A 19,502-nucleotide genomic window follows, 5' to 3' on the forward strand; every position below is an offset into this window, starting at 1 on the left:
CTTGGAATGCTCTAACTCAGGCAGCCTTGGCGAGGTGACCCCATGTTCCAGACGGCATTCACGCTTTCCCTGACGCAGTTCGCACGCACATTGAGCCTCCCCGAGCGGCTCCAGCGTTCCCCTTTGCGCAACCTTGCGCTTGAAGGCCTTCGCCAGCGGAACCTGGCTCTCGATGCGCTGTTCTACGACGTCACGGTCATCACGCCGGAGGAAGCCTTCTACATCAGTGACTCGCTCGCCGCCGAAGGCGCGATCATGATCGTTCCGCCCAGCGGTCTTGGCGCGCTTATCCTCTGCGAAACCATCGATGAATTCGTCCTGCGCGGCGGCACCGATGCTCGGGCGCTCGCAGTCGCCGGTATTGGCGGTTCGGCACTCGGAGCCGCCGCTTTCGCCCGCAACGTGGCGGACGCGATCGACGCGCCGGTCGCGGTCGTGGTCTCGGGCTACGGTATCGCCGATGTCATCACCGAAGCCTTCGGCGGATTGTTTTTCTTCGCTCATCTGAGGGGCCTGCGGCCGTTTCTCGAAAGCCTGGACGACCTTGCCGGCCGCCCCAAAATGGGAATGCAGGCTGAGGCGGCAGCTGCCCACACCAGTCTCGACACCCGAACCGTGCAGGCGCTTCTTGCCGATCCCCGCCTCTCCTTCCGCCTGCTGGCGGGCCACTCCAAAGGCAATCTCGTCCTTTCCGCCGCCCTGCATAACCTCTCAAAGCAGGACGAAGGGCGGGTCGCCGAACTGGCGCAACATACCAAGATCGTGACGATCGGCGCGCGCATTGCGATGCCGCCGGCATTCACCGATGTCGTCGATGTCATGGGTGAATGGGACTGGTTCGGTGAAATCAACTCCCGCCGGTTCATCCACGCCGATCAGCGCGTTGCACACGCATGGCATCACACGAACACCGATTTGAGCGGCCACCTGCCGGTGACCATCACGCTGATGGAAATTCTTGCGGCATCTCCCATCGCCGAAGATCAGAAGGCCGGGGAACACCAAGCTGCAAAGCTCGGTACCGTGGCCGAACCGCCGGCAATGCCGGAGACAAGGCCACCCTCGCCTTCGGCTCCGGGCGGCGGCAACACGGCCACGATCGAGAAGGTCAAGAAAGCTTTCTCAGCAGGCCCTATGCCAAACGCTCAGCCGCTCGCATCCAGCCCGTCGGATGATGCACCATCACCCAAACCGCATTGAACTGGCAACACATTGCAAGCTGGCCGCAAGGGGATGGGGCGGCCCCAGCCTCTTCGCCGTCACTGCAGTCGGTGGTGTCGTTCGCGTCAGTCCGCCGACGGCCATTGTGAAACACGATGAACACGCTTCGATTTAAATCTCCTCTGAACCGAGAGGCTTACAAACGCATTCCGGCTTGGCAACTGCTGGCCGACGGATGACAAAACGCGGAGGCACAAGGCCAGCTTCCCTCGCTCGCAGATGCGGGAGATCTCTGCCTTCTGCAAGTGTCGACAGTTCCCCGGCCCCTTGCGGACGTGCGCCACTGCCCACTGAGCGGTGTGTGCTAGAAGACGAGCGAGGAACGCATCGCAAGTTTGATTAAGTCGCCGTTTGAACGATCGCAAACCGCAGCTTGCGCGCGGCCATCAGCAAACTTCGATCTAAAATTGCACGACATCGTCATGGAGCAGCGGACCGACCTTGAGCCAGACCCTGGCCCCGGCCGGACCGACCGTCGCATTCAAGGGAGCACGTGCCGGCAGGCGCAGCCAGGATTGGCCTTCGAACCCGTCCTGCTCGTCGGAAAAGGCGCCCGAGAGGACAAGAATTTCGAGCCCGTCGGGGTTGTCCAGCCGAAGCGCAGCGCCCGGCGCCCACTCCTCGATGCGGACCTGTTCGTGACCGTCATTGAAGAGGATCGCCGAGGCAGTGACTCCAGGGAAAGGTTCACCCTTCTCGCCTTCCCCTGGCCGCCGGACGACGCGCGCCTGATCGTCCTGCCGGAACTGCCACAGCTTGACGAAGATGGTGCAGCCATCCTCGGACCCCGGCGCGTGTCCGGTTCCCGGCGGGTTGCGGATATAGGACCCGGCTGGAAAATCGCCGGTCTCGTCCTGGAAGATACCTTCGAGGACGAGGAACTCCTCACCGCCGGGATGGCTGTGATGAGGGAAGCGACTCTGCGGCGCGTAGCGCACGATGGAGGTCGCGCGGGCCTTTTCCTCGCCGACGCGGAACAGCATGCGCCGATCGACGCCCCTGGTCGGGCTGGGGACCCAGTCCAGCTTGGCCGCATGGACCACCGTCCGCACACCGAGATCGTCGTTCAACAGCATCGTCAGAGCTCCCCCAGGCCACCATCGACGGCGATCTCGGCACCCAGCATGTAGCTTGATGCCTCGCTCGCCAGGAAAGCCACCGCGGCCGCGATCTCCTCGGGCTTGCCCATCCGGCCGGCCGGCACCTTTGAGCCGACCTTATCGGCGTAGACCCGGAACTCCTCCTCGGTCTGGCCCGGCGTGCGATGGATCGGCGTCTCGATCGGCCCAGGGCTGACGGCATTGACACGGATTTTCCGGTCAGTGAGCTCGGCCGCCAGCACTCGGGTGAAGGACCGCACGGCGGCCTTCGACGCCGACAAAGCCGCGCGGCCGGGTGCGCCGACCTGGCCGAGCCAGGAAGTGTTGAGGATGATCGAGCCACCGTCGGACAGGATCGGCAGTACCGACTGGACAGTGAAGAACACGCCCTTGACGTTGATGTCCATCAGCCGGTCGAAGCTCTCCTCATCGGTCGTGGCGATTGGCGTGCCATAAGCGACGCCGGCGTTGGCGAACAGGATGTCGAGCTTGCCGAATTCCTTGCCGAGAACCTCGGCCATCGCCTTAAGATCGGTCACCGAGCGTACCTCAGCGCGGATCGCCAGCGTGTCGCCGCCGATCTCCTGGCGGGCGACTTCCAATTTTTCCGGATCGGTGCCGGTGATCGCCACCCGAGCGCCGACAGCGCGCAACCGCTTCGCCGTGGCGAGGCCGATGCCGCTGCTGCCACCGGTAACGAGTGCGGTTTTTCCGTTCAGCATTTCACTGTCTCCTTGAGCTTGGTTGAACTGAGTCTGGTCATTGTTTCGCTTGCTGCACGCCGGGCGGCATCCAGGGCGCCGACGAGATAGCCAGGGTTCGTCGCGCTGGTCTCGCTGCCGCCGAGCGAGATACGCTTCGCCCATGGCCCTGTGATCCAGGGTCCGGGATTGGGGGAAGGATGAGCGCCGCCATGGCGGTCGTCGACAGTCGCGGTCAACGGATCGGCGGCCCAATCCTTGAACAGCGTGGCGCGGGGCTGCGCGGCCTGCGGCCCGAAGAGACGGGCGAGCTGCGCGGCGCAGGCCTGCGCCAACCTCTCCTCTCCGATCTCGGCGCGTTGATCGGCGGGAATGCCGACGAAACCGAACAGCGCGGCAGAGCCCGAAGCGGTGGTCGCATCATGGATCTCGACGAGCGGACCGACGCCGCTTTGCGCGGTGCCCGAAAGGCCGGCCTCGCGCCAGAAAGGGCGGTCGTACAGCGCGAAGAACTTGGCGTGCGGCGCCATCCATGTCGTCGTGTTCCGCCAGCGCATCATGGTTTCGGGTGCGAGCGCCGGCGCGAAGGCGATGCTGGCGATGAGCAGCCGGGGCGGCAGCGCAAGGATGACCTGCGTGGCCGCGAGCATCTCGGTGCTTCCATCCGGCGCCGCGAGCGTCAGGTCGACCCCCTCCTCACCGAGGACGATCCGCGTGACGCGGATGCCGGTGCGCAGCCGCTCCGGAGGGAGCGCGTTGGCGAGCGCCGTGACGATGGCACCGGTGCCGCCGTCGAGCCGCATTGATTGCGGCTCCTGGCGCATCGCGTTGAACCGTTGCGGAGCTTCCTGCCGCATCCGCTCTACGACGACATCACCGTCGCTGTGCTGGGCGAAGTGGCGGAGCCCGAGTTCGCTGATGACCTCCGCCATCAGCGGATGCATGCCGGGCCAGAACCACGAAGGCCCGAGATCGAAGCCGTCTGCGGACGGCTCGCCGCCCGCACCGACCGACAAGATGCGCCCGCCCAACCGGCGGCGCGCTTCCAGCAATTGGAAGTCGATGCCAGAAGCCTGCAGCCGCCACGCGGCATAAAGGCCGGCGAGGCCGCCTCCGACGATTGCGACAGCGGTACACATGAAAAGCGCCTTCTTGAGAAAATAAGGACGGGAACAACCGCCCCCGGTTCGCAGTGCACCGGGTGCAGGAAACCTGCACCCGGTATAGAGATCAGGCCTGGGGCAGCGCGTCGATCGTGTCGAAGACGCGCGCGGTGTAGGTGAGCGCGGCACCCGCATTGAGCGAAATGGCGACGCCGAGCGCTTCGGCGATCTCCTCGCGAGACGCACCCAGTTCCACAGCCTTCTTGGCGTGGACTGCGATGCAGCCGTCGCAGCGGGTTGTCACGGCGACCGCCAGGGCAATCAGCTCATGCATCTTCGGCTCGAGCTTGCCGGTCTTCACCGCGCTGCCCTCGATCGTGTGAAGGCCGCGCAGAACGTCGGGGCTCAGCTTGGCGAAGTCGCCAACGCGGCCGAGAAGCGTGTCGCGGTAAGCGTTCCAATCCTGCATGTGGCTCATGACTTTATTCTCCTGATGTGAGGGTCATTGACGCCCGGCGGTGACGCCGCCATCGACGGGAAGGACGGTGCCGGTGATCCAGGACGCCTGATCGGAGGCGAGGAACAGGATCGCTTCGGCGACGTCGCGCGGCTGACCATTGCGGCCGAGCGGATGGAAGGCATCGAAGGTGGGAAGCACCTCCTTCACCTGATCGTCGGACAGGAAGGTGTTGTAGACCGGGGTCTCGACGACGGCCGGTGCCACCGCGTTGATACGGATGTTGTACGGCGCAAGTTCGATGGCGAGGTTGCGCACCATCGCGTGGACGCCCCCGTTCGCAGCCGAATAGGCCGCCGAGGGTGTCGCGCCGATCGCCTGGATCGCCCACATCGAGCCGGTCTGGACGATCACGCCGCCCCTATCCTTCATCGCCTTGGCCGCCGCCTGCGCGGTGAAGAACTTCCCCTTCAGGATCGTGTCGAGATACCAGTCGTAGTCTTTCTCGGTCAGATCGAGGAACGGCTTCGGATTGAAGACGCCGGCGTTGTTGACGAGGATGTCGAGCTTACCGAACTTCGACACCGTCACGTCCACGAGCGCCGCGCCGGTTGCCGGATCAGCGATGTCACCAGCAGAAACTGCAATGTTCTGACCGCTGAGGTCGATTTCGCGTGCGGCAGCTTCCAGCTTTGCCGGGTCGCGGCCGTTGATCACCACTTTGGCGCCCTCGGCGACGAACCGGGCCGCCGTTTCCTTGCCGATACCGGAGCCGCCACCAGTGATCGCGACGACTTTGCCTTCAAATCTCGTCATGCTCTTTCTCCTTACCTGTCGACAGGTAGATTGCGATGACGCTCATCTACGCCTTGCCAAGCGTGATTGCAACCCCTATCTGTCACCAGGTAGGTAAATTGTTCAGAACGGATTCGAGACGTGACCGATACTGTGGAAGCCATCATGGACGCGACCGAGCGTCGTATCAGGCAGGCCGGCTATAGTGGCTTCAGCTTCCGCGAGGTCGCAGCCGACGTCGGGGTGAAGAGCGCGAGCGTCTACTATCATTTCCCAACCAAAAGCGCGCTCGCGGCCGCCGTGGCACGCCGGTACAACGCTCGTGTCGTCGAAGCCGCCTCTGCTGCCGTCGAGAGCGGACAGGATGTGGTTCAGGCGTGGAAGGCGGTATTCCGCGGTGCGCTCGGCGAGGGCGCGAAGATGTGCCTGTGCGGCTCGCTCGGGGCCACCGTCAGCGACCTCACGCCGGACGTCGTGCACGAGGTCCGGCAGTTCTTTGAGGCGGGCATCGCCAGCCTGGTCGCCGGTGGGTTGACCGAGGAACGCGCGACCCAGGTACTGGCAACGCTTGAAGGCGCAATCCTGATGGCAAGCGCACAGGGCAATCCGGTTCTCTTTGATCGCGCTACGGCGCATCTCGACTGAGCAGGCCGCACTTCAATCGAGAAACGACCCGATATAGCTTGCGTCTTCCGCCAATGGACTACAGAAGTCATGCGTCAGCGTGTAAGTCCGTGCGCTCGCGGGATTGAGGGGACCGCACCGGAATTTCCCTTGGACGATGCGTGTTACATGCCCCAATTAGCGGCTCCACTCCTACCGTGCCTCGACATAAGTATCTGATTAATATGGTGTTTTTTGAGGACACCGATGGTCCACAATCACCCAAGCCGCATTGAGCTGGCAACACATCGCAAGCTGGCCGCAAAGGGACGGGGCCGCCCCAGCCTTTTCGCCGTCACTGCAGTCGGTGGTGTCGTTCGCGTCAGTCCGCCGACGGCAAGCGCCGCATGGTGAACTCGATGCGATCGCCGTCGACCTGACGCCAGCTTTCGACTTCGGTCCAATAAGCAGCTTTCGGAAATTCGTCGAACCACTCGCGCGCCTTTTCACGCGCTTCGGGGCGACTGAGACAAAAGGTCTCGCGAACGAATTCGCTCTTTCTACCGGCCGGGTGTTCCTGCCGGTAACGGAATATTCTGCGTCTCAACCCATCCAGGGGCGGCGGTCCAGGTATCCTCATGATAAAACCTCGCCTTTGAGAGAGGGAACATAATACCGCATTGTGAAATTTGCGAGTCGATTCTCCTGTGACGTTGCTGCACTGGCTGCGCCGCAATCTTGCTGATATTCCAAATCACGATACATACAGCGCGAATCGCGGGCCGCCGGCTGCTCGCACCGTCGGAGAGCATGCATGGAACGACCCAATCTTCCCAAGGGATTACCCGAGGATATTGAAGAAAAGAAAGAGGCAGCGCGACATTGGTTCGAAGGACTGCGCGACTCGATCTGCGCGGAATTCGAGCGGCTGGAAACCGAGCTGACCGGCCCCCTTTCCGACCAAGAACCGGGCCGCTTCGTGGCCAAGGACTGGCAAAGAGACAAGGGTCAGGGGGGCGGCGGCCGCATGTCGATGATGGAAGGCCGCGTCTTTGAAAAGGTCGGCGTCCATACGTCGACGGTCCACGGCGAATTCTCTCCCGATTTTCGCAGCCAGATTCCGGGCGCGGAGGAAGATCCCCGCTTCTGGGCCTCCGGACTGTCGCTGATTGCCCATCCTGTCAATCCGAATGTGCCGACCGTGCACATGAATACCCGCATGGTGGTGACGACGAGCCAGTGGTTCGGCGGCGGTGCCGACCTGACGCCGGTGCTCGATCGCCGGCGCACCCAGGAAGACGCAGACAGCGCGCTCTTCCATCGTGCCATGCAGATCGTCTGCGACCGCCACGCCGTCGCGGACTACCAGCACTACAAGAGCTGGTGCGACGAATATTTCTTCCTGAAGCACCGCAACGAGCCGCGCGGCATCGGCGGTATCTTCTTCGACTGGCTGCGTTCTTCGGAGGAAGCCGGTGGCTGGAATGCCGATTTTGCCTTCACGCGCGATGTCGGCCGCGCCTTCACGATGGTCTACCCGCGCATCGTCCGCTCCAATTTCAACGAAACATGGACGGAAGAGGACCGCGACGAGCAATTAATTCGCCGCGGGCGCTATGTGGAGTTCAATTTGCTCTACGATAGGGGTACAATATTCGGGCTAAAGACGGGCGGCAACGTGGAGTCGATCCTATCGTCTCTGCCGCCGGTCGTGCGTTGGCCTTAATGGTGGTGCGTTGGCCCTAATGCATGTCGCGCAAGGGTGGCGGCGTTTTGCGATAACGGCATGCGAAAAGCGAGCGATGCGGAGCGCAACGGGCGCCCCGGAAGGATCGCGACACGCTTTGGATGTCCGACGCGAGTTGATCGGACAATGCCCTGAAATCGGCGGGAGGAGTGCCTAAGTGATCTAATGCTCGTTTCAATCGGAGGAGGTTGTAATGGCGGCAGAGAAACAAGTCACCGAAGCTTCGAAGGAGCAGAAATTTTCACGCACGGTCGATAGTCCGGAATTCGTCATCCGGCTGGCCGAAGATATGCGGATCCGCAGCGGGTCCGACCTGCCACTATCCTGTTTCATCGAACAGGTGAGGATGCAGTTGGCAGGTAAATCCCCGAACGATATCGCCCGCCTCGCGGCCGATCGTTGGGCAAGACAGACGCCGGTTACGAAGTATCAGTCGTCGGACTGCTTCAAATCCTGGGCAATGCCGGATTGAAATCCGGAAAACCGCCGCCGGCAAGCGGGTGGATTGCCGGACGGCAGAAACCTTTTTCCATCCCCCGCGTTTAGCCCTCACGCCCTTCGGTATGGAGGGATGTGGGACTATTGAAAGTTGAGGAGGAAGATATGCGACTGTTCGAATGTGGTACGCTCGTGCCCGGCTGCTCCTGGCATACCCGCGCCAAGGACGATGCCGAAGTGGTTCGCCGCGCCGTCGAGCACATGCGCGAAGCACATGGCGAAACAATCATCCGGGAAAACATGGTCGACAATATCAAGGCACGCATTCGCGACGAGGCCAACGCGGCCTGATTAGAGGGCAGTAAGAGGCCCCGATATCACGCTGCGGCCAATTCCTTCAGTCGGGCGAGAAGGCTCGCCCGGTTCATCTTGAAGTTTCCGTCGAGCCATTCCTGCTCGAGCTTGCCAAGAAGTTCGCCGATGCGCGGCCCCGCGGCGACGCCCGCGGCCAGCGCATCCGAACCGCTGAGCGGGAATGCGGGCTTTTTCCATTTCGCCGCTCGCTCGAGCAATTTGCCCAGCCGCGCGGCACGTCCCATCTCCTCGAAATCGCTTTCCGCCTTGCTCCGGGCAGTCACCAGCGCCAGCTTCAGGCGAACCGCGACGCCCGATGGGTCATGGCTATAAAGCAGTCGGTCGAAGGCCGCTTCCGAGATATCGTCCTTGACGACGGGCGCGTTCGCCCATGCCTGCAGATAGGCGCCTTCGGCTTTTGAAAGACGCAACCGCTCCGCCAGCTTGGCAAGTCTTGCGGCATCCGGCGGCACGATTGCGGCAAGCCGCAGCAGGGGCTCCGCCGGCCAGTCAAGCGCCTGCTCGGTAGCGACAAGCCCCGGAATGGCGTCGATACCCCATTTTTCGGTTTCCGGCAGCACTTCGGTCAATATGCCGATCTGGCGCATCCAGAGCAGCGCTCTGCCCGGATCCTGAGCCGCCAGCAGCTTCTTCATTTCCGACCAGACGCGCTCGGCGGAGAGCGTGGCAATTTTTGACCGTGCAGCCGCGCAGGCGCGCAACCCGTCCGCATCCGGACGACCGCTGCCGTAGTAAGCGAAGAAGCGGAAAAACCGCAGGATGCGCAAATGATCTTCAGCGATCCGCGTCGCCGCATCGCCGATGAAGCGAATGTTGCGGCGCTCCAGATCGGCCAACCCGCCGACGAGATCCACGACCTTGCCATCCGCGGACGCATAGAGCGCGTTGATGGTCAGGTCGCGCCGCTCGGCGTCCGCCTGCCAATCCTGACTGAAGGCAACGCGGGCGCGGCGCCCGTCCGTTTCAACGTCGCGCCGCAAGGTAGTGATTTCGAACGGTTTTCCGTCGATGACCAAGGTCACGGTGCCATGCGCGATGCCCGTCGGCACCGCCTTGATTCCCGCCTCCTCGGCTCTTTCGACGACAGCTTCCGGCAAGAGAGTGGTCGCTATGTCGATATCGGCGACCGGCAATCCCATGAGGCTGTTGCGCACAGCCCCGCCGACGACGCGGCCCTCGCCGCCATCGGCATCGAGCAGTGCCAGCACCCGCTGCAGCGCCTCATCGCGAAACCAGGCCTCATGGGCAACGGACGTCATGTATAGAGCCTTTCATAAAGCGTGCGGACGATACCCGCGGTAATGCCCCATATCATGCGCTGACCGTAAGGCATGCGGTAGAAATGGCGTTCGCTCCCCTGCAAGAGCATCGTGTCTGTGACATGGTGGCTGGGATCCATGAGGAAGGAGAGCGGCACCTCGAAGGCATCCTCCACCTCTGTCGGATTGAGAGCCAGATCGAAGCCCGGCTTCACGACGGCCAGAATGGGCGTAATGCGAAAACCGGTCGCGGCCAGATAATGCGGCAGCCGCCCGACAGGCTCGATGAAGATATCGGCCAATCCGATCTCCTCGCCCGCCTCGCGCATGGCAGCCATTTCCGGCGAGGCGTCTTCCGGATCGATAGCGCCGCCCGGAAAGGCGATCTGGCCGGAATGCTTGCGCAGGGTGGATGTCCTCAGCGTGAAGATGACCTTGGCATCGTCGCCGCTGTCGACGACCGGTATAAGTACAGCGGCATCCTTCAGCTTCAGGTCCGCGACCTGCGCTATCGTCTCCGGATTGAGGAGATGATCGCCGTGATCGCGCCAGGCGAGGTCGATCGGACCGCCGCTCTGATTGAGGGCGCGACGCCGGAATTCATCCGCGGAATAAAGAGGGAATTCACTCATCGAGTCAGTGCATCCAGTTCGGCGACCGGCATGACGGGGAAGATCGTGCCCCCGGAGCGCACGCAGAACATCTCGCGCCCGGCGATTTCAACGGGTTCGCCGAGCTCGACGAGATCGTACATGACGGCGCGCGTCACCAGAGCCTCCAGGCGCCCCCGGACATGCAGGTAGGGCTTCAGCTCGTCGTTCTCACCGCGGATGACGAAGCGGATCGGATGGTCCCTGCCCGCCTCGACGACATCGCCGACATTCGTGCGGAATGTCAGCACGCGCTTGCCGTCGCGCTCCGTCACGCTCATCTCGACGGCGACGAACGGTGCATCGACGACGCGAATGCCGACCTTTTCCACAGGGGTCACAAGATAAGTCTTTTCGTCGGCATCCTTACGCAGGACGGTGGAAAACAGCCGCACCAGCGGCGCGCGGCCGATCGGCGTGCCTAGATAGAACCAGGTGCCGTCGGCCCTGATTTCCATGTCGATATCGCCGCAAAAGGGCGGATCCCAGCGTTCGACGGGCGGCAGACCCTTCTTGCGGCCGCCGCTATCGCCGGCGGCGCGCGAAATCAGCGCCGCGAGGCTCGCTGCATCGCCCGTTGCCTTGATTTCCTCGGTTGCCATTCTTCTGTCCCGGTTGGTCGTTAGTCACGAATATGACAGTTCTCACGAGATAGTCATTTGAAACGTGCTTGTCAGCCGTCTCGGTGGCGATAAGTTGTATTGATTATGAGGCAAATGTGTAACGTCTGCGAATCACGCGCACCGTTTTTCTGCCATTGGAGACGCAAATGGGCATGATCAAATCGACCGAAACGAGCCTCGACGAGCAGGCCATCATCGCTTCAGCCGAAAAGGCGCTTGGCGATATTGCCGCCGTCCGCCAGGAGGTGTCGAAGGTCATTTTCGGCCAGGAAAGCGTCGTGGAGAACACGCTTCTGGCAGTGCTCGCCGGCGGTCACGCACTGCTGGTCGGCGTGCCCGGCCTTGCAAAGACCAAGCTCGTGACCACGCTCGGCGCGGTCCTTGGCCTTGCCTCCAACCGCGTGCAGTTCACGCCGGACCTAATGCCGTCGGATATCCTCGGCTCCGAAGTGATGGACCAGGACGAGAGCGGCCGCCGCTCCTTCCGCTTCGTCAAGGGTCCGGTCTTCGCGCAATTGCTGATGGCCGACGAAATCAACCGCGCCTCGCCGCGCACGCAGTCGGCCCTGCTGCAGTCCATGCAGGAATACCACGTCACCATCGCCGGCCAGCGTTATGACCTGCCCGCTCCCTTCCACGTTCTCGCAACGCAGAACCCGCTTGAACAGGAAGGCACCTATCCGCTGCCAGAAGCCCAGCTCGACCGCTTCCTGCTGCAGGTCGATGTCGATTATCCCGAGCTCGCCGACGAGCGCCGCATCCTGCTGGAAACCACCGGTCTCAGCGAAGCGACGCCGCAGGCGGTTATCGATGCCGAGCGCCTGCTGGAAATCCAGCAGCTGATCCGGCAGATGCCGGTCGGTGAAGGCGTGGTCGATGCTATCCTGTCGCTGGTGCGTTCCGCCCGTCCGGGCCAGGGCAATGCCTCGACGGACAAGCATGTCGCCTGGGGCCCCGGCCCCCGCGCCGGCCAGGCCATGATGTTGTGCGCCCGCGCCCGCGCGCTTTATGAAGGCCGGCTCGCGCCGTCGATCGACGACGTGCATGCGCTGGCCGAGCCGGTGCTGGAACATCGCATGGCGCTGACCTTCGCGGCCCGCGCCGAAGGCATGTCCGTGCGCGATGTCATCGCAGGACTGGTAAAACAGTCGAGACCATGAGCCGGATGTCGAGGAGAGTATAGCGCGTGGCATCCATCGGACAGATCGTCAGACCGACCTCAGGCAACGATGCCCTCTCCCGAGCCCGTAGTCGCGCCGCACTCGTGCCGGACTGCCTTGTCGAAGCCAAGCGCATCGCCAATACCGTGATCGCGGGATGGCACGGCCGGCGCAAGCGCGGCATCGGCGAGAATTTCTGGCAATTCCGCCCCTATACTGAAGGCGAAAGCCTGTCGCGCATCGACTGGCGGCGCTCGGCCCGCGACGATCATACCTATATCCGCGATCATGAATGGGAAGCCGCGCACACGATCTGGCTCTGGGCCGATCTGTCGCCGTCGATGATGTATAAATCGACCTATGGGCACGCCTCCAAGGAGAGCCGCGCGCTCGTCCTGATGCTGGCGCTGGCGGAGATTCTCTCCCGCTCCGGCGAACGCATCGGCTGCCCCGGCATCATGGAGCCGGTGTCGACCCGCAATGCCGCCGAACGGCTGGCGGCAGCCCTGATGCACACGCCGCTCGAAGGTGGCCTGCCGCAGACGGCGATGATCCGCGGTTGGAGCGATATCGTGCTGATCGGCGATTTTCTCGATGATGCCGATAGCGTCATGGGCAGGATCGGGCCGCTGGCGCGCCGGGGCTTGCGCGGTCACGTGATCGAGGTGGCCGATCCGGCCGAAGAGCTCTTTCCCTATAGCGGACGCACCGAGTTTAGCGATCCCGAAACAGGTTCGAAGCTGATTGCCGGCCGCGCGGAAAACCTGCGCGACGACTATCGACGCGCCTATCTCGCCCGCCGCGAAAATCTCGGCCAGTCGCTGCGCCATCTTGGTTGGACCTTCGTCAGCCATTGCACCGACCGGCTGGCTTCGGAAGCGCTGGTCCCCGTGCATATGTATCTTTCCGGCATGCCCGCAAAGGCAGCCCCGGGAGGGCAGCCATGACCGGTCTCTCCTTCGCATTCGCCTCTCCCGCCATCCTCGCAGCCCTTATCCTGCTCCCGGCGATCTGGTGGCTGCTGCGCCTGACGCCGCCGCAACCGCGAACCGAAGTCTTCCCGCCGCTGCGTATTCTGGCGAGCATCCTCAAGCGCGAGGAAACGCCGGCGCGCAGCCCTTGGTGGCTGACGCTGCTGCGCATGCTGCTGGCCGCCCTCGTCATCCTTGCGATCGCCAACCCGATGTTCAATCCGCGCACCAATACGCTCTCGAGCGGCGGCCCGCTGGTATTGATGATCGACAATAGCTGGGCGAGCGTCTCGGATTGGGAGCGCCGTGTCCGGACGGCCGATGCGCTGATCGACGATGCCGATGCCAAGAGCATTCCCGTCTCGATCGCCTTCACCGCCGAGCAAGGCAACGATGCGACACCGGGTGCTGCGACATCGGCGCGCGACAAGCTGCATGCGATGAACCCGCGGCCGCTGGTGCCGGATCGCGAGCGTACTGCGAATGCCGTGAAGGCCGCGCTCAACGGCAGCAAGCCCGGCACGATCGCCTTCATTTCCGATGGCGTCGAGAGCAGGGACAAGGACGACATCGTCAGCCGGCTCGCCGCGCTGCAGCCAAGCGAGCTGCGGCTGATCGAAGGCGATGGTCAAAACATCATCGCAATCACCGGCGCGACCAATACCGCCAACAACATGACCGTCACCGCAACGCGGCTGAACGGCACCGGCCCGATGCGCCTTGGGCTGACCGCGCAGGACAACCAGGGACGGCCGATCGCTGCCGGTTCGCTTGATTTCGCCGGCAGCCAGACCGTCGCCACCGGCTCCATTGCCGCTCCTTTCGAGATGCGCAATGATTTCGCCCGCATAAGCCTCGATCGGCAGGCGAGCGCGGGCAGTGTCTATCTTCTGGACGACGGTTTCCGGCGCCGGCGCGTGGCGCTTCTCTCCGGCCAGGCTGCCGACGAATTCCAGCCGATCCTGTCACCGCTCTACTATATTCAGCGCGCCCTCCAGCCCTACGCCGACCTGACTCAGCCCAATAGCGCCGACCTGGCAAAATCGATCCCGGAATTGCTTGCCGGCAATCCCTCGGTCATCATCATGGCCGATGTCGGCCGCCTGCCGCAGGAAACCTATGCGCCGCTGCAGAAGTGGATCCAGAATGGCGGCACGCTCGTCCGCTTTGCCGGCCCGCGCCTTGCCGCGGCACCCGCAGATGATCCCCTCGTTCCCGTGACACTGCGGCTGGGGGAGCGCACATTCGGCGGCGCCCTTTCCTGGGCCGAGCCGCAGCCGCTTGCCGATTTCCCGTCCTTCGGCCCCTTTGCCGGCATGCCGAAACCCAAGAACGTCCTGATCAAGCGGCAGGTTCTGGCCGAGCCGACGCCGGATCTCGCCGAGCGCACCTGGGCAAGCCTTGCCGATGGCACGCCGCTGGTGACCGAAAAGCAGATGCAGGCCGGCCGCATCGTTCTCTTCCACGTCAGCGCCGAACCGCAATGGTCCGACCTGCCGATCTCAGGCGATTTCGTCGAAATGCTGCGCCGGATCGTGCAGCTGTCCCATGCCGGCGGCGTCACCCCGGCGGAAGGGGCCGCAGCCAAGGAGAGCGAAGCTATGTCGCCTTACCGGCTTCTGACCGCAAAGGGCGTGTTGACCAGCGAAATCGGCAGCGCCCGCCCGCTGGAGCCGAACAGCAAGGGAGCGTCGATCGCAAGTTTCGACAATCCGCCCGGCCTCTACGGCTCCGAAGAAGGCTTTGTCGCACTGAACACGCTGCCCAGCGGCACGCAACTGAAACCGCTGGATGCATCGGCGGCCGGCTCGGTCGCGCGGGAAGGCCTTATCGGGGGAGAAGCCTGGTCGGCAAAGCCGATCCTCTTCACGCTCGCCTTCCTCGTTCTTCTCGCCGACAGCATCATCGTATTGTTCATGAATGGCGCCTTCACACGCCTCGGCAGATCGGCAAAGACGATCGCTGGAGGTGCGGCGATGCTGCTGCTGGCGGCCTCGCTTGCCATCTTCCTGCATCCGGCAATCGCATTGGCCGACGATGCAAAACCCGGCGACGACACCATTTTTTCGCGGCTGGACAAGACGCATCTTGCTTATGTCGTGACGGGCGAGACGGAAGTCGATCATATCTCGGAGCGCGGGCTTGCCGGCCTCTCCGACTACCTCACCTATCGCACGACGCTCGAGCCCAGTCCTCCGGTCGGGTTGGACCTGACCAAGGACGAACTGGCCTTTTATCCCCTTATCTACTGGCCGGTTTCAGCGACCGCACCGATGCCATCCAACGACGCCATCAACCGCATCGATGCCTATATGCGCAACGGCGGCACAGTGCTGTTCGATACCCGTGACGCCATCGACACGATGGGCGATACCTCGACACCCAGCCCGAACGGCCAGCGGTTGCAGCAGATCCTCGCCAATCTCGATATTCCGCCCTTGGAGCCGGTGCCTGCCGGGCATGTGCTGACCAAATCCTTCTATTTGCTGTCAAGCTTCCCCGGCCGCTATGCCGATAGTCCGCTCTGGGTGGAAGCGCGGCAGGATATGCGCCGCGACGCAAATGCGGTCGCAACCTCAGACGGCGTGACGCCGATCATCATAACGGGCAACGATCTTGCCGGCGCTTGGGCCGTCGATGAAAACGGTTCGCCGCTGCTGCCGACCGTGCCGCCGGACGAAACTCAACGCGAATACGCCTACCGCACCGGCGTCAACATCATGATGTACATGCTTACCGGGAACTATAAATCCGATCAGGTCCACGTTCCGGACATCCTGCAGCGCTTGGGGCAATAATATGAATATCGGTTTTGCCCCATTCCTCCCCTGGCCCATCCTGGCCGCTCTGGCAGTGCTGACGCTCGCCATCGCGGCGCTTGCGATCTTCAGGCGCCTGCGCGGCGGCTGGATCCGTGCTCTGGCGGGCATCGCTCTCTTGGCCGCGCTCGCCAATCCCGTGCTGATGCAGGAGGATCGCGAGCAACTGACGACCATCGTCCCCATCGTGGTCGACCGCAGTCTCAGCCAGCAGACGCCGGAACGCTCCAAGATGACCGATGACGCCCTGGCTATGCTCAAGGACCGGCTGGCGCAATTCCCTCGCATGGAACCACGCATCGTCGAGGTGCGCGATCCGGCGGAAGCAGAATCGCCGTCGACGCGGCTTTTCTCGGCACTCTCCTCGGCGATCGCGGACGTGCCGCCCGCCCGCATCGGCGGCGCCATCTTCCTGACCGACGGCCAGATCCACGATATTCCCGGCGTCAACCAGCAACTCGGCTTCGACGCACCCATCCACGGGCTGATCACAGGCAAGCCGGACGAATTCGATCGCCGCATCGAAATCGTGCGCGCGCCTCGGTTCGGTATCGTCAATGACGAGCAACAGCTCGTCTTTCGTGTCGTTGACGATGGCAAGAGCCCAGGCGTCACGGCAGCAGTCACGGTCAAGATGAACGGCGACGAAATCGCCACGCTGCAGGCAACGCCCGGCCAGGACACGCCCTTCAGCTTCAAGGTGCCCCGCGCCGGCAACAATGTCCTCGAATTCGCCGTCGCCGAGGTGCCCGGCGAGGTCACGGCCATCAACAATCGCACCGTCCAGCTGATCGAAGGCATCCGCCAGAACATGCGCGTTCTGCTCGTCTCGGGCGAGCCGCATGCCGGCGAGCGTGCCTGGCGCAACCTTCTGAAATCGGACGCCTCGGTCGATCTCGTGCACTTCACCATCCTGCGTCCGCCGGACAAGCAGGACGGCACGCCGATCAACGAATTGTCGCTGATCGCCTTCCCGACGCGCGAGCTTTTTGTCGACAAGATCAATTCTTTCGATCTGATCATTTTCGATCGCTACCAGGACCGTCAGAACGTCCTGCCGACGATCTATTATGATTACATGGCGCAATATGTCGAAAACGGCGGCGCCCTCCTCGTGGCCGCCGGTCCGGAACATGCCGGCGGCAGTTCGATCGCGCTGACGCCGCTTGCCTCCGTGCTGCCGGCCGAGCCGACGGGCCAGATGATCGAGAAGGCCTTCTATCCGCGTCTGTCGGATCAGGGCCGGAAACATCCCGTGACACGCGGCCTGGATGGATCCGATACCGAGCCGCCGCATTGGGGCCGCTGGTTCCGCAGCGTCGATGTCGAACGGCCGCAGGGGCAGACCGTGATGGTCGGCGCGAATAACAGTCCCTTGCTGGTGCTGAACCGCGTCAGTCAGGGCCGTGTCGCCATGCTGCTTTCCGACGAAGGCTGGCTCTGGGCGCGCGGCTTCGAAGGCGGCGGCCCGCACGTGTCGCTCTATCGCCGCATTGCCCACTGGCTGCTGAAGGAGCCGGCGCTGGAGGAAGAAGCACTGACGGCGAACGCCGCCGGCCGCACGCTGCAGGTGACGCGCCAGACCATCGGCGACGATCCTGGCCCCGCCACGATCAAATCACCATCCGGCAAGAGCGAGACCCTGCCGCTGAAGCGGACGCAACCCGGTCTCTATCAGGCCGAAAAACATATGGATGAGATCGGGCTCTATCAGATCGCCAATGGCAATCTGTCGACGCTCGTTCATATCGGTGCCATCGATGCCCCGGAATTCAAGGCGATGATCTCGACCACCGAGACGCTGCAGCCGCTGGCGCAAAAGACCAAGGGGCTTGTCACCCGGGTCGCCGGCGCCAATGGCAGCGTGACGGTACCGCAGGTCCTGCCGGTGCGCGGCACCGTTCGCGTCGCCGACAACCAGCGGCTGACCATCCGCATGACCGACGAAACCGTGCTAAAGGGTATCAATACCCTGCCCTTGTTTGCGGGCTTTGCCGGTCTTGCCGCCCTCCTCTTTGCCTTCTCCGCCACATGGTGGCGCGAAGGACGGTGACCGTGATGAACATTGATGTGACCGATACCCCCAGCGAAAGCGAACTCGCGGTCATCAGCGAGGGATTGACGGCCTTCAATGCCGCCGATGTCGGCCCCTCCGAACGTCGTCCCCTTGCGGCTCTGATTCGCGATGAGACCGGCAAAACCATCGGCGGGATTTCCGGCTACACCGCCTGGGGATGGTTGTTCACGGGATGGCTCTTCGTGCCGGAAAGCCTGCGCGGCCAGGGCATGGCGGGAAAGCTGCTGGATGCGGCCGAAGCTGAAGCGAGCGCGCGCGGCTGCTTCGGAGCGTGGATCGATACGTTCAATCCGCAGGCACTGCGCGCCTACCAACGGCAAGGCTATGCGGTCTTCGGTGAATTGCCGGATTTCCCCGCTGGCAGAAGCCGCTTCTTCCTGCAGAAGAAACTATCGCCCCGCTGAAGAACAGCGGGACGATAGTTTTCGTTTTCAACGCAAAGACTTAAACGGCGATCGCAGTCAATTGCATGTCGTCTTCCTCGTCCTCTTCTTCCGTCGTAACGGCCGGAACCGAATCGTCGCGCCACGCGATCGAGCCTTGCAGCCGCGCATGCGTATCGGCGGCGATGGGCACGACCAGCACCCGGTTCGGATCGACGGGACCGGGGAAAGTCAGCGTGTTATAGGCGACCTTCTCGAAACCGAGCGGGCCATAGTAAGGCGGATCGCCGACGAGGATGACGGCTTCCGAGCCCTGGCGTTTGGCGGCCTCGACGGCGATGCGCACGAGTTCGCGGCCAATGCCCTTGTTCTTGTGGGAGGGGCGTACGGCGAGCGGGCCGAGCAGATGGCCCTTGACCGATCCGGCTAGTACCGCCGTCATCCGCACCGAGGCGATCGTCTCGCCATCGTCGGCGCAAATGAACGACAGCGACCGGTCATGCGGCCCCTGTTCGCGAATGCGTGCGGCAGCCCGCGTAAACCGGCCGGGACCGAATGCTTCTTCGTTGATGAGTTCGATGACAGCGTCGTGCGACGCATCCTCAGTGAGGTAGACCAGATCGTGCTTGTACATTAGACCAGTGAAACCAGATAGACGGACGATATTGTTCTCGAAGGCGCTCGTGGAGCGTTCGGGATCATCGGCGTCGTCGCAGGCTTCTGGTGACTTTCATGACAAGGGGTCCTTAGAGTGTGGAAAGCCGGATAGCAGGAAATATTCGGCGCGTCCAATGCAAAATGCATGATGCCGTTTATTGATGCGAGATCGTGTCGGCATCCTCGCTCCCTGCGCGTAAGCCCTAGGAAGTGTGGACAGTTATCTGATCCATAGAACGATTGCTGCGATAGTGACGACTGCGAGGTAGTTTTCGGCGGTTTTTTCGAAGCGCGTAGCGACCCTGCGGAACTGCTTGAGTCTGGAGAAGCAGCACTCGATCAGGTGGCGCTGGGCGTAGAGAT

General features: G+C 63.0%; 20 protein-coding genes and 1 pseudogene. 10 read left to right on the top strand and 11 right to left on the bottom strand.

All coding sequences use genetic code 11. The annotated features are described in order from the left end of the window. Window positions 1-42: 42 nt before the first annotated feature. Entirely contained in the window at window positions 43-1,200 is a 1,158-nt protein-coding gene (locus HGP16_RS24040) for a hypothetical protein (protein ID WP_168842497.1), read from the top strand. 422 nt (window positions 1,201-1,622) lie between these two features. Here the strand turns inward: HGP16_RS24040 and HGP16_RS24045 are convergent, their stop codons facing one another. The 5 genes from HGP16_RS24045 to HGP16_RS24065 all read right to left on the bottom strand — a co-directional run bounded on the left by HGP16_RS24045 (window position 1,623) and on the right by HGP16_RS24065 (window position 5,398). After that, the gene (locus tag HGP16_RS24045) at window positions 1,623-2,297 is read right to left on the bottom strand and encodes a cupin domain-containing protein (protein ID WP_168842498.1); all 675 of its coding nucleotides are present in this window, start codon (window positions 2,295-2,297) and stop codon (window positions 1,623-1,625) included. Window positions 2,298-2,299: 2 nt separating this feature from the next. Further along, window positions 2,300-3,043, bottom strand: coding sequence for an SDR family oxidoreductase (locus HGP16_RS24050; protein ID WP_168842499.1), 744 nt, complete (start codon window positions 3,041-3,043; stop codon window positions 2,300-2,302). Next, window positions 3,037-4,161 carry a flavin monoamine oxidase family protein gene (locus tag HGP16_RS24055; RefSeq protein WP_168842500.1) on the bottom strand — a complete coding sequence of 375 codons (1,125 nt, stop codon included), beginning with the start codon at window positions 4,159-4,161 and terminating at the stop codon, window positions 3,037-3,039. Before HGP16_RS24055 ends, HGP16_RS24050 begins: the two co-directional genes overlap by 7 nt. Before the next feature lie 91 nt (window positions 4,162-4,252). Continuing rightward, window positions 4,253-4,594: a carboxymuconolactone decarboxylase family protein gene (locus HGP16_RS24060; RefSeq protein ID WP_168842526.1), complete on the bottom strand. Its 342-nt coding sequence runs from the start codon at window positions 4,592-4,594 to the stop codon at window positions 4,253-4,255. A gap of 33 nt (window positions 4,595-4,627) precedes the next feature. Further along, window positions 4,628-5,398: an SDR family NAD(P)-dependent oxidoreductase gene (locus HGP16_RS24065; protein WP_168842501.1), complete on the bottom strand. Its 771-nt coding sequence runs from the start codon at window positions 5,396-5,398 to the stop codon at window positions 4,628-4,630. Between the two features lie 120 nt (window positions 5,399-5,518). Here HGP16_RS24065 and HGP16_RS24070 point away from each other — a divergent pair, with 120 nt between their 5' ends. Then, complete coding sequence (locus HGP16_RS24070; protein ID WP_168842502.1) at window positions 5,519-6,022, top strand: TetR/AcrR family transcriptional regulator; 504 nt, start codon at window positions 5,519-5,521, stop codon at window positions 6,020-6,022. Window positions 6,023-6,362: 340 nt separating this feature from the next. On the opposite strand, the gene HGP16_RS24075 is transcribed toward HGP16_RS24070, so the two are convergent. After that, the gene (locus HGP16_RS24075) at window positions 6,363-6,623 is read right to left on the bottom strand and encodes a hypothetical protein (RefSeq protein WP_312862932.1); all 261 of its coding nucleotides are present in this window, start codon (window positions 6,621-6,623) and stop codon (window positions 6,363-6,365) included. A 171-nt stretch (window positions 6,624-6,794) separates the two neighbouring features. On the opposite strand from HGP16_RS24075, the gene hemF reads away from it, so the two are divergent. The 3 genes from hemF (at window position 6,795) to HGP16_RS24090 (ending at window position 8,516) form a co-directional block, all read left to right on the top strand. After that, window positions 6,795-7,706: an oxygen-dependent coproporphyrinogen oxidase gene (gene hemF / locus HGP16_RS24080; RefSeq protein ID WP_168842504.1), complete on the top strand. Its 912-nt coding sequence runs from the start codon at window positions 6,795-6,797 to the stop codon at window positions 7,704-7,706. Window positions 7,707-7,920: 214 nt separating this feature from the next. Beyond that, entirely contained in the window at window positions 7,921-8,199 is a 279-nt protein-coding gene (locus HGP16_RS24085) for a hypothetical protein (RefSeq protein ID WP_168842505.1), read from the top strand. A gap of 131 nt (window positions 8,200-8,330) precedes the next feature. Further along, entirely contained in the window at window positions 8,331-8,516 is a 186-nt protein-coding gene (locus HGP16_RS24090; RefSeq protein WP_149634758.1) for a DUF1059 domain-containing protein, read from the top strand. A 26-nt stretch (window positions 8,517-8,542) separates the two neighbouring features. Here HGP16_RS24090 and HGP16_RS24095 read toward each other — a convergent pair whose 3' ends face one another. Genes HGP16_RS24095 through HGP16_RS24105 form a run of 3 tightly spaced genes read right to left on the bottom strand, consistent with a single transcriptional unit; the run spans window position 8,543 to window position 11,051 of the window. Next, the gene (locus HGP16_RS24095) at window positions 8,543-9,799 is read right to left on the bottom strand and encodes a CCA tRNA nucleotidyltransferase (protein ID WP_168842506.1); all 1,257 of its coding nucleotides are present in this window, start codon (window positions 9,797-9,799) and stop codon (window positions 8,543-8,545) included. Beyond that, a complete protein-coding gene (locus HGP16_RS24100) occupies window positions 9,796-10,431 on the bottom strand; it encodes a CoA pyrophosphatase (RefSeq protein ID WP_168842507.1) in 636 nt (211 codons plus the stop codon). The genes HGP16_RS24095 and HGP16_RS24100 overlap by 4 nt, the downstream gene beginning before the upstream one ends. Beyond that, the gene (locus tag HGP16_RS24105) at window positions 10,428-11,051 is read right to left on the bottom strand and encodes a DUF1285 domain-containing protein (RefSeq protein ID WP_168842508.1); all 624 of its coding nucleotides are present in this window, start codon (window positions 11,049-11,051) and stop codon (window positions 10,428-10,430) included. The genes HGP16_RS24100 and HGP16_RS24105 overlap by 4 nt, the downstream gene beginning before the upstream one ends. A gap of 167 nt (window positions 11,052-11,218) precedes the next feature. Here HGP16_RS24105 and HGP16_RS24110 point away from each other — a divergent pair, with 167 nt between their 5' ends. Genes HGP16_RS24110 through HGP16_RS24130 form a run of 5 tightly spaced genes read left to right on the top strand, consistent with a single transcriptional unit; the run spans window position 11,219 to window position 18,503 of the window. Next, window positions 11,219-12,232: an AAA family ATPase gene (locus HGP16_RS24110; protein WP_168842509.1), complete on the top strand. Its 1,014-nt coding sequence runs from the start codon at window positions 11,219-11,221 to the stop codon at window positions 12,230-12,232. A gap of 26 nt (window positions 12,233-12,258) precedes the next feature. Continuing rightward, window positions 12,259-13,179 carry a DUF58 domain-containing protein gene (locus HGP16_RS24115; protein WP_168842510.1) on the top strand — a complete coding sequence of 307 codons (921 nt, stop codon included), beginning with the start codon at window positions 12,259-12,261 and terminating at the stop codon, window positions 13,177-13,179. Next, window positions 13,176-16,001, top strand: coding sequence for a DUF4159 domain-containing protein (locus HGP16_RS24120; RefSeq protein ID WP_168842511.1), 2,826 nt, complete (start codon window positions 13,176-13,178; stop codon window positions 15,999-16,001). Before HGP16_RS24115 ends, HGP16_RS24120 begins: the two co-directional genes overlap by 4 nt. Window position 16,002: 1 nt before the next feature. Continuing rightward, window positions 16,003-18,075, top strand: a complete 2,073-nt coding sequence (locus HGP16_RS24125) for a hypothetical protein (protein WP_168842512.1) — start codon at window positions 16,003-16,005, stop codon at window positions 18,073-18,075. A gap of 5 nt (window positions 18,076-18,080) precedes the next feature. Continuing rightward, window positions 18,081-18,503 (top strand): GNAT family N-acetyltransferase, encoded by a 423-nt coding sequence (locus tag HGP16_RS24130; RefSeq protein WP_205926627.1) that lies wholly within the window; start codon window positions 18,081-18,083, stop codon window positions 18,501-18,503. Window positions 18,504-18,543: 40 nt separating this feature from the next. Here the strand turns inward: HGP16_RS24130 and HGP16_RS24135 are convergent, their stop codons facing one another. Next, entirely contained in the window at window positions 18,544-19,116 is a 573-nt protein-coding gene (locus HGP16_RS24135; RefSeq protein ID WP_168842514.1) for a GNAT family N-acetyltransferase, read from the bottom strand. Between the two features lie 243 nt (window positions 19,117-19,359). Beyond that, a pseudogene (locus HGP16_RS24140) lies at window positions 19,360-19,502 on the bottom strand (IS5/IS1182 family transposase); the annotation flags it as partial.

It is taken from the genome of Rhizobium sp. P40RR-XXII (genome assembly GCF_012641405.1).
In the GTDB taxonomy this organism is placed as follows: domain Bacteria; phylum Pseudomonadota; class Alphaproteobacteria; order Rhizobiales; family Rhizobiaceae; genus Rhizobium.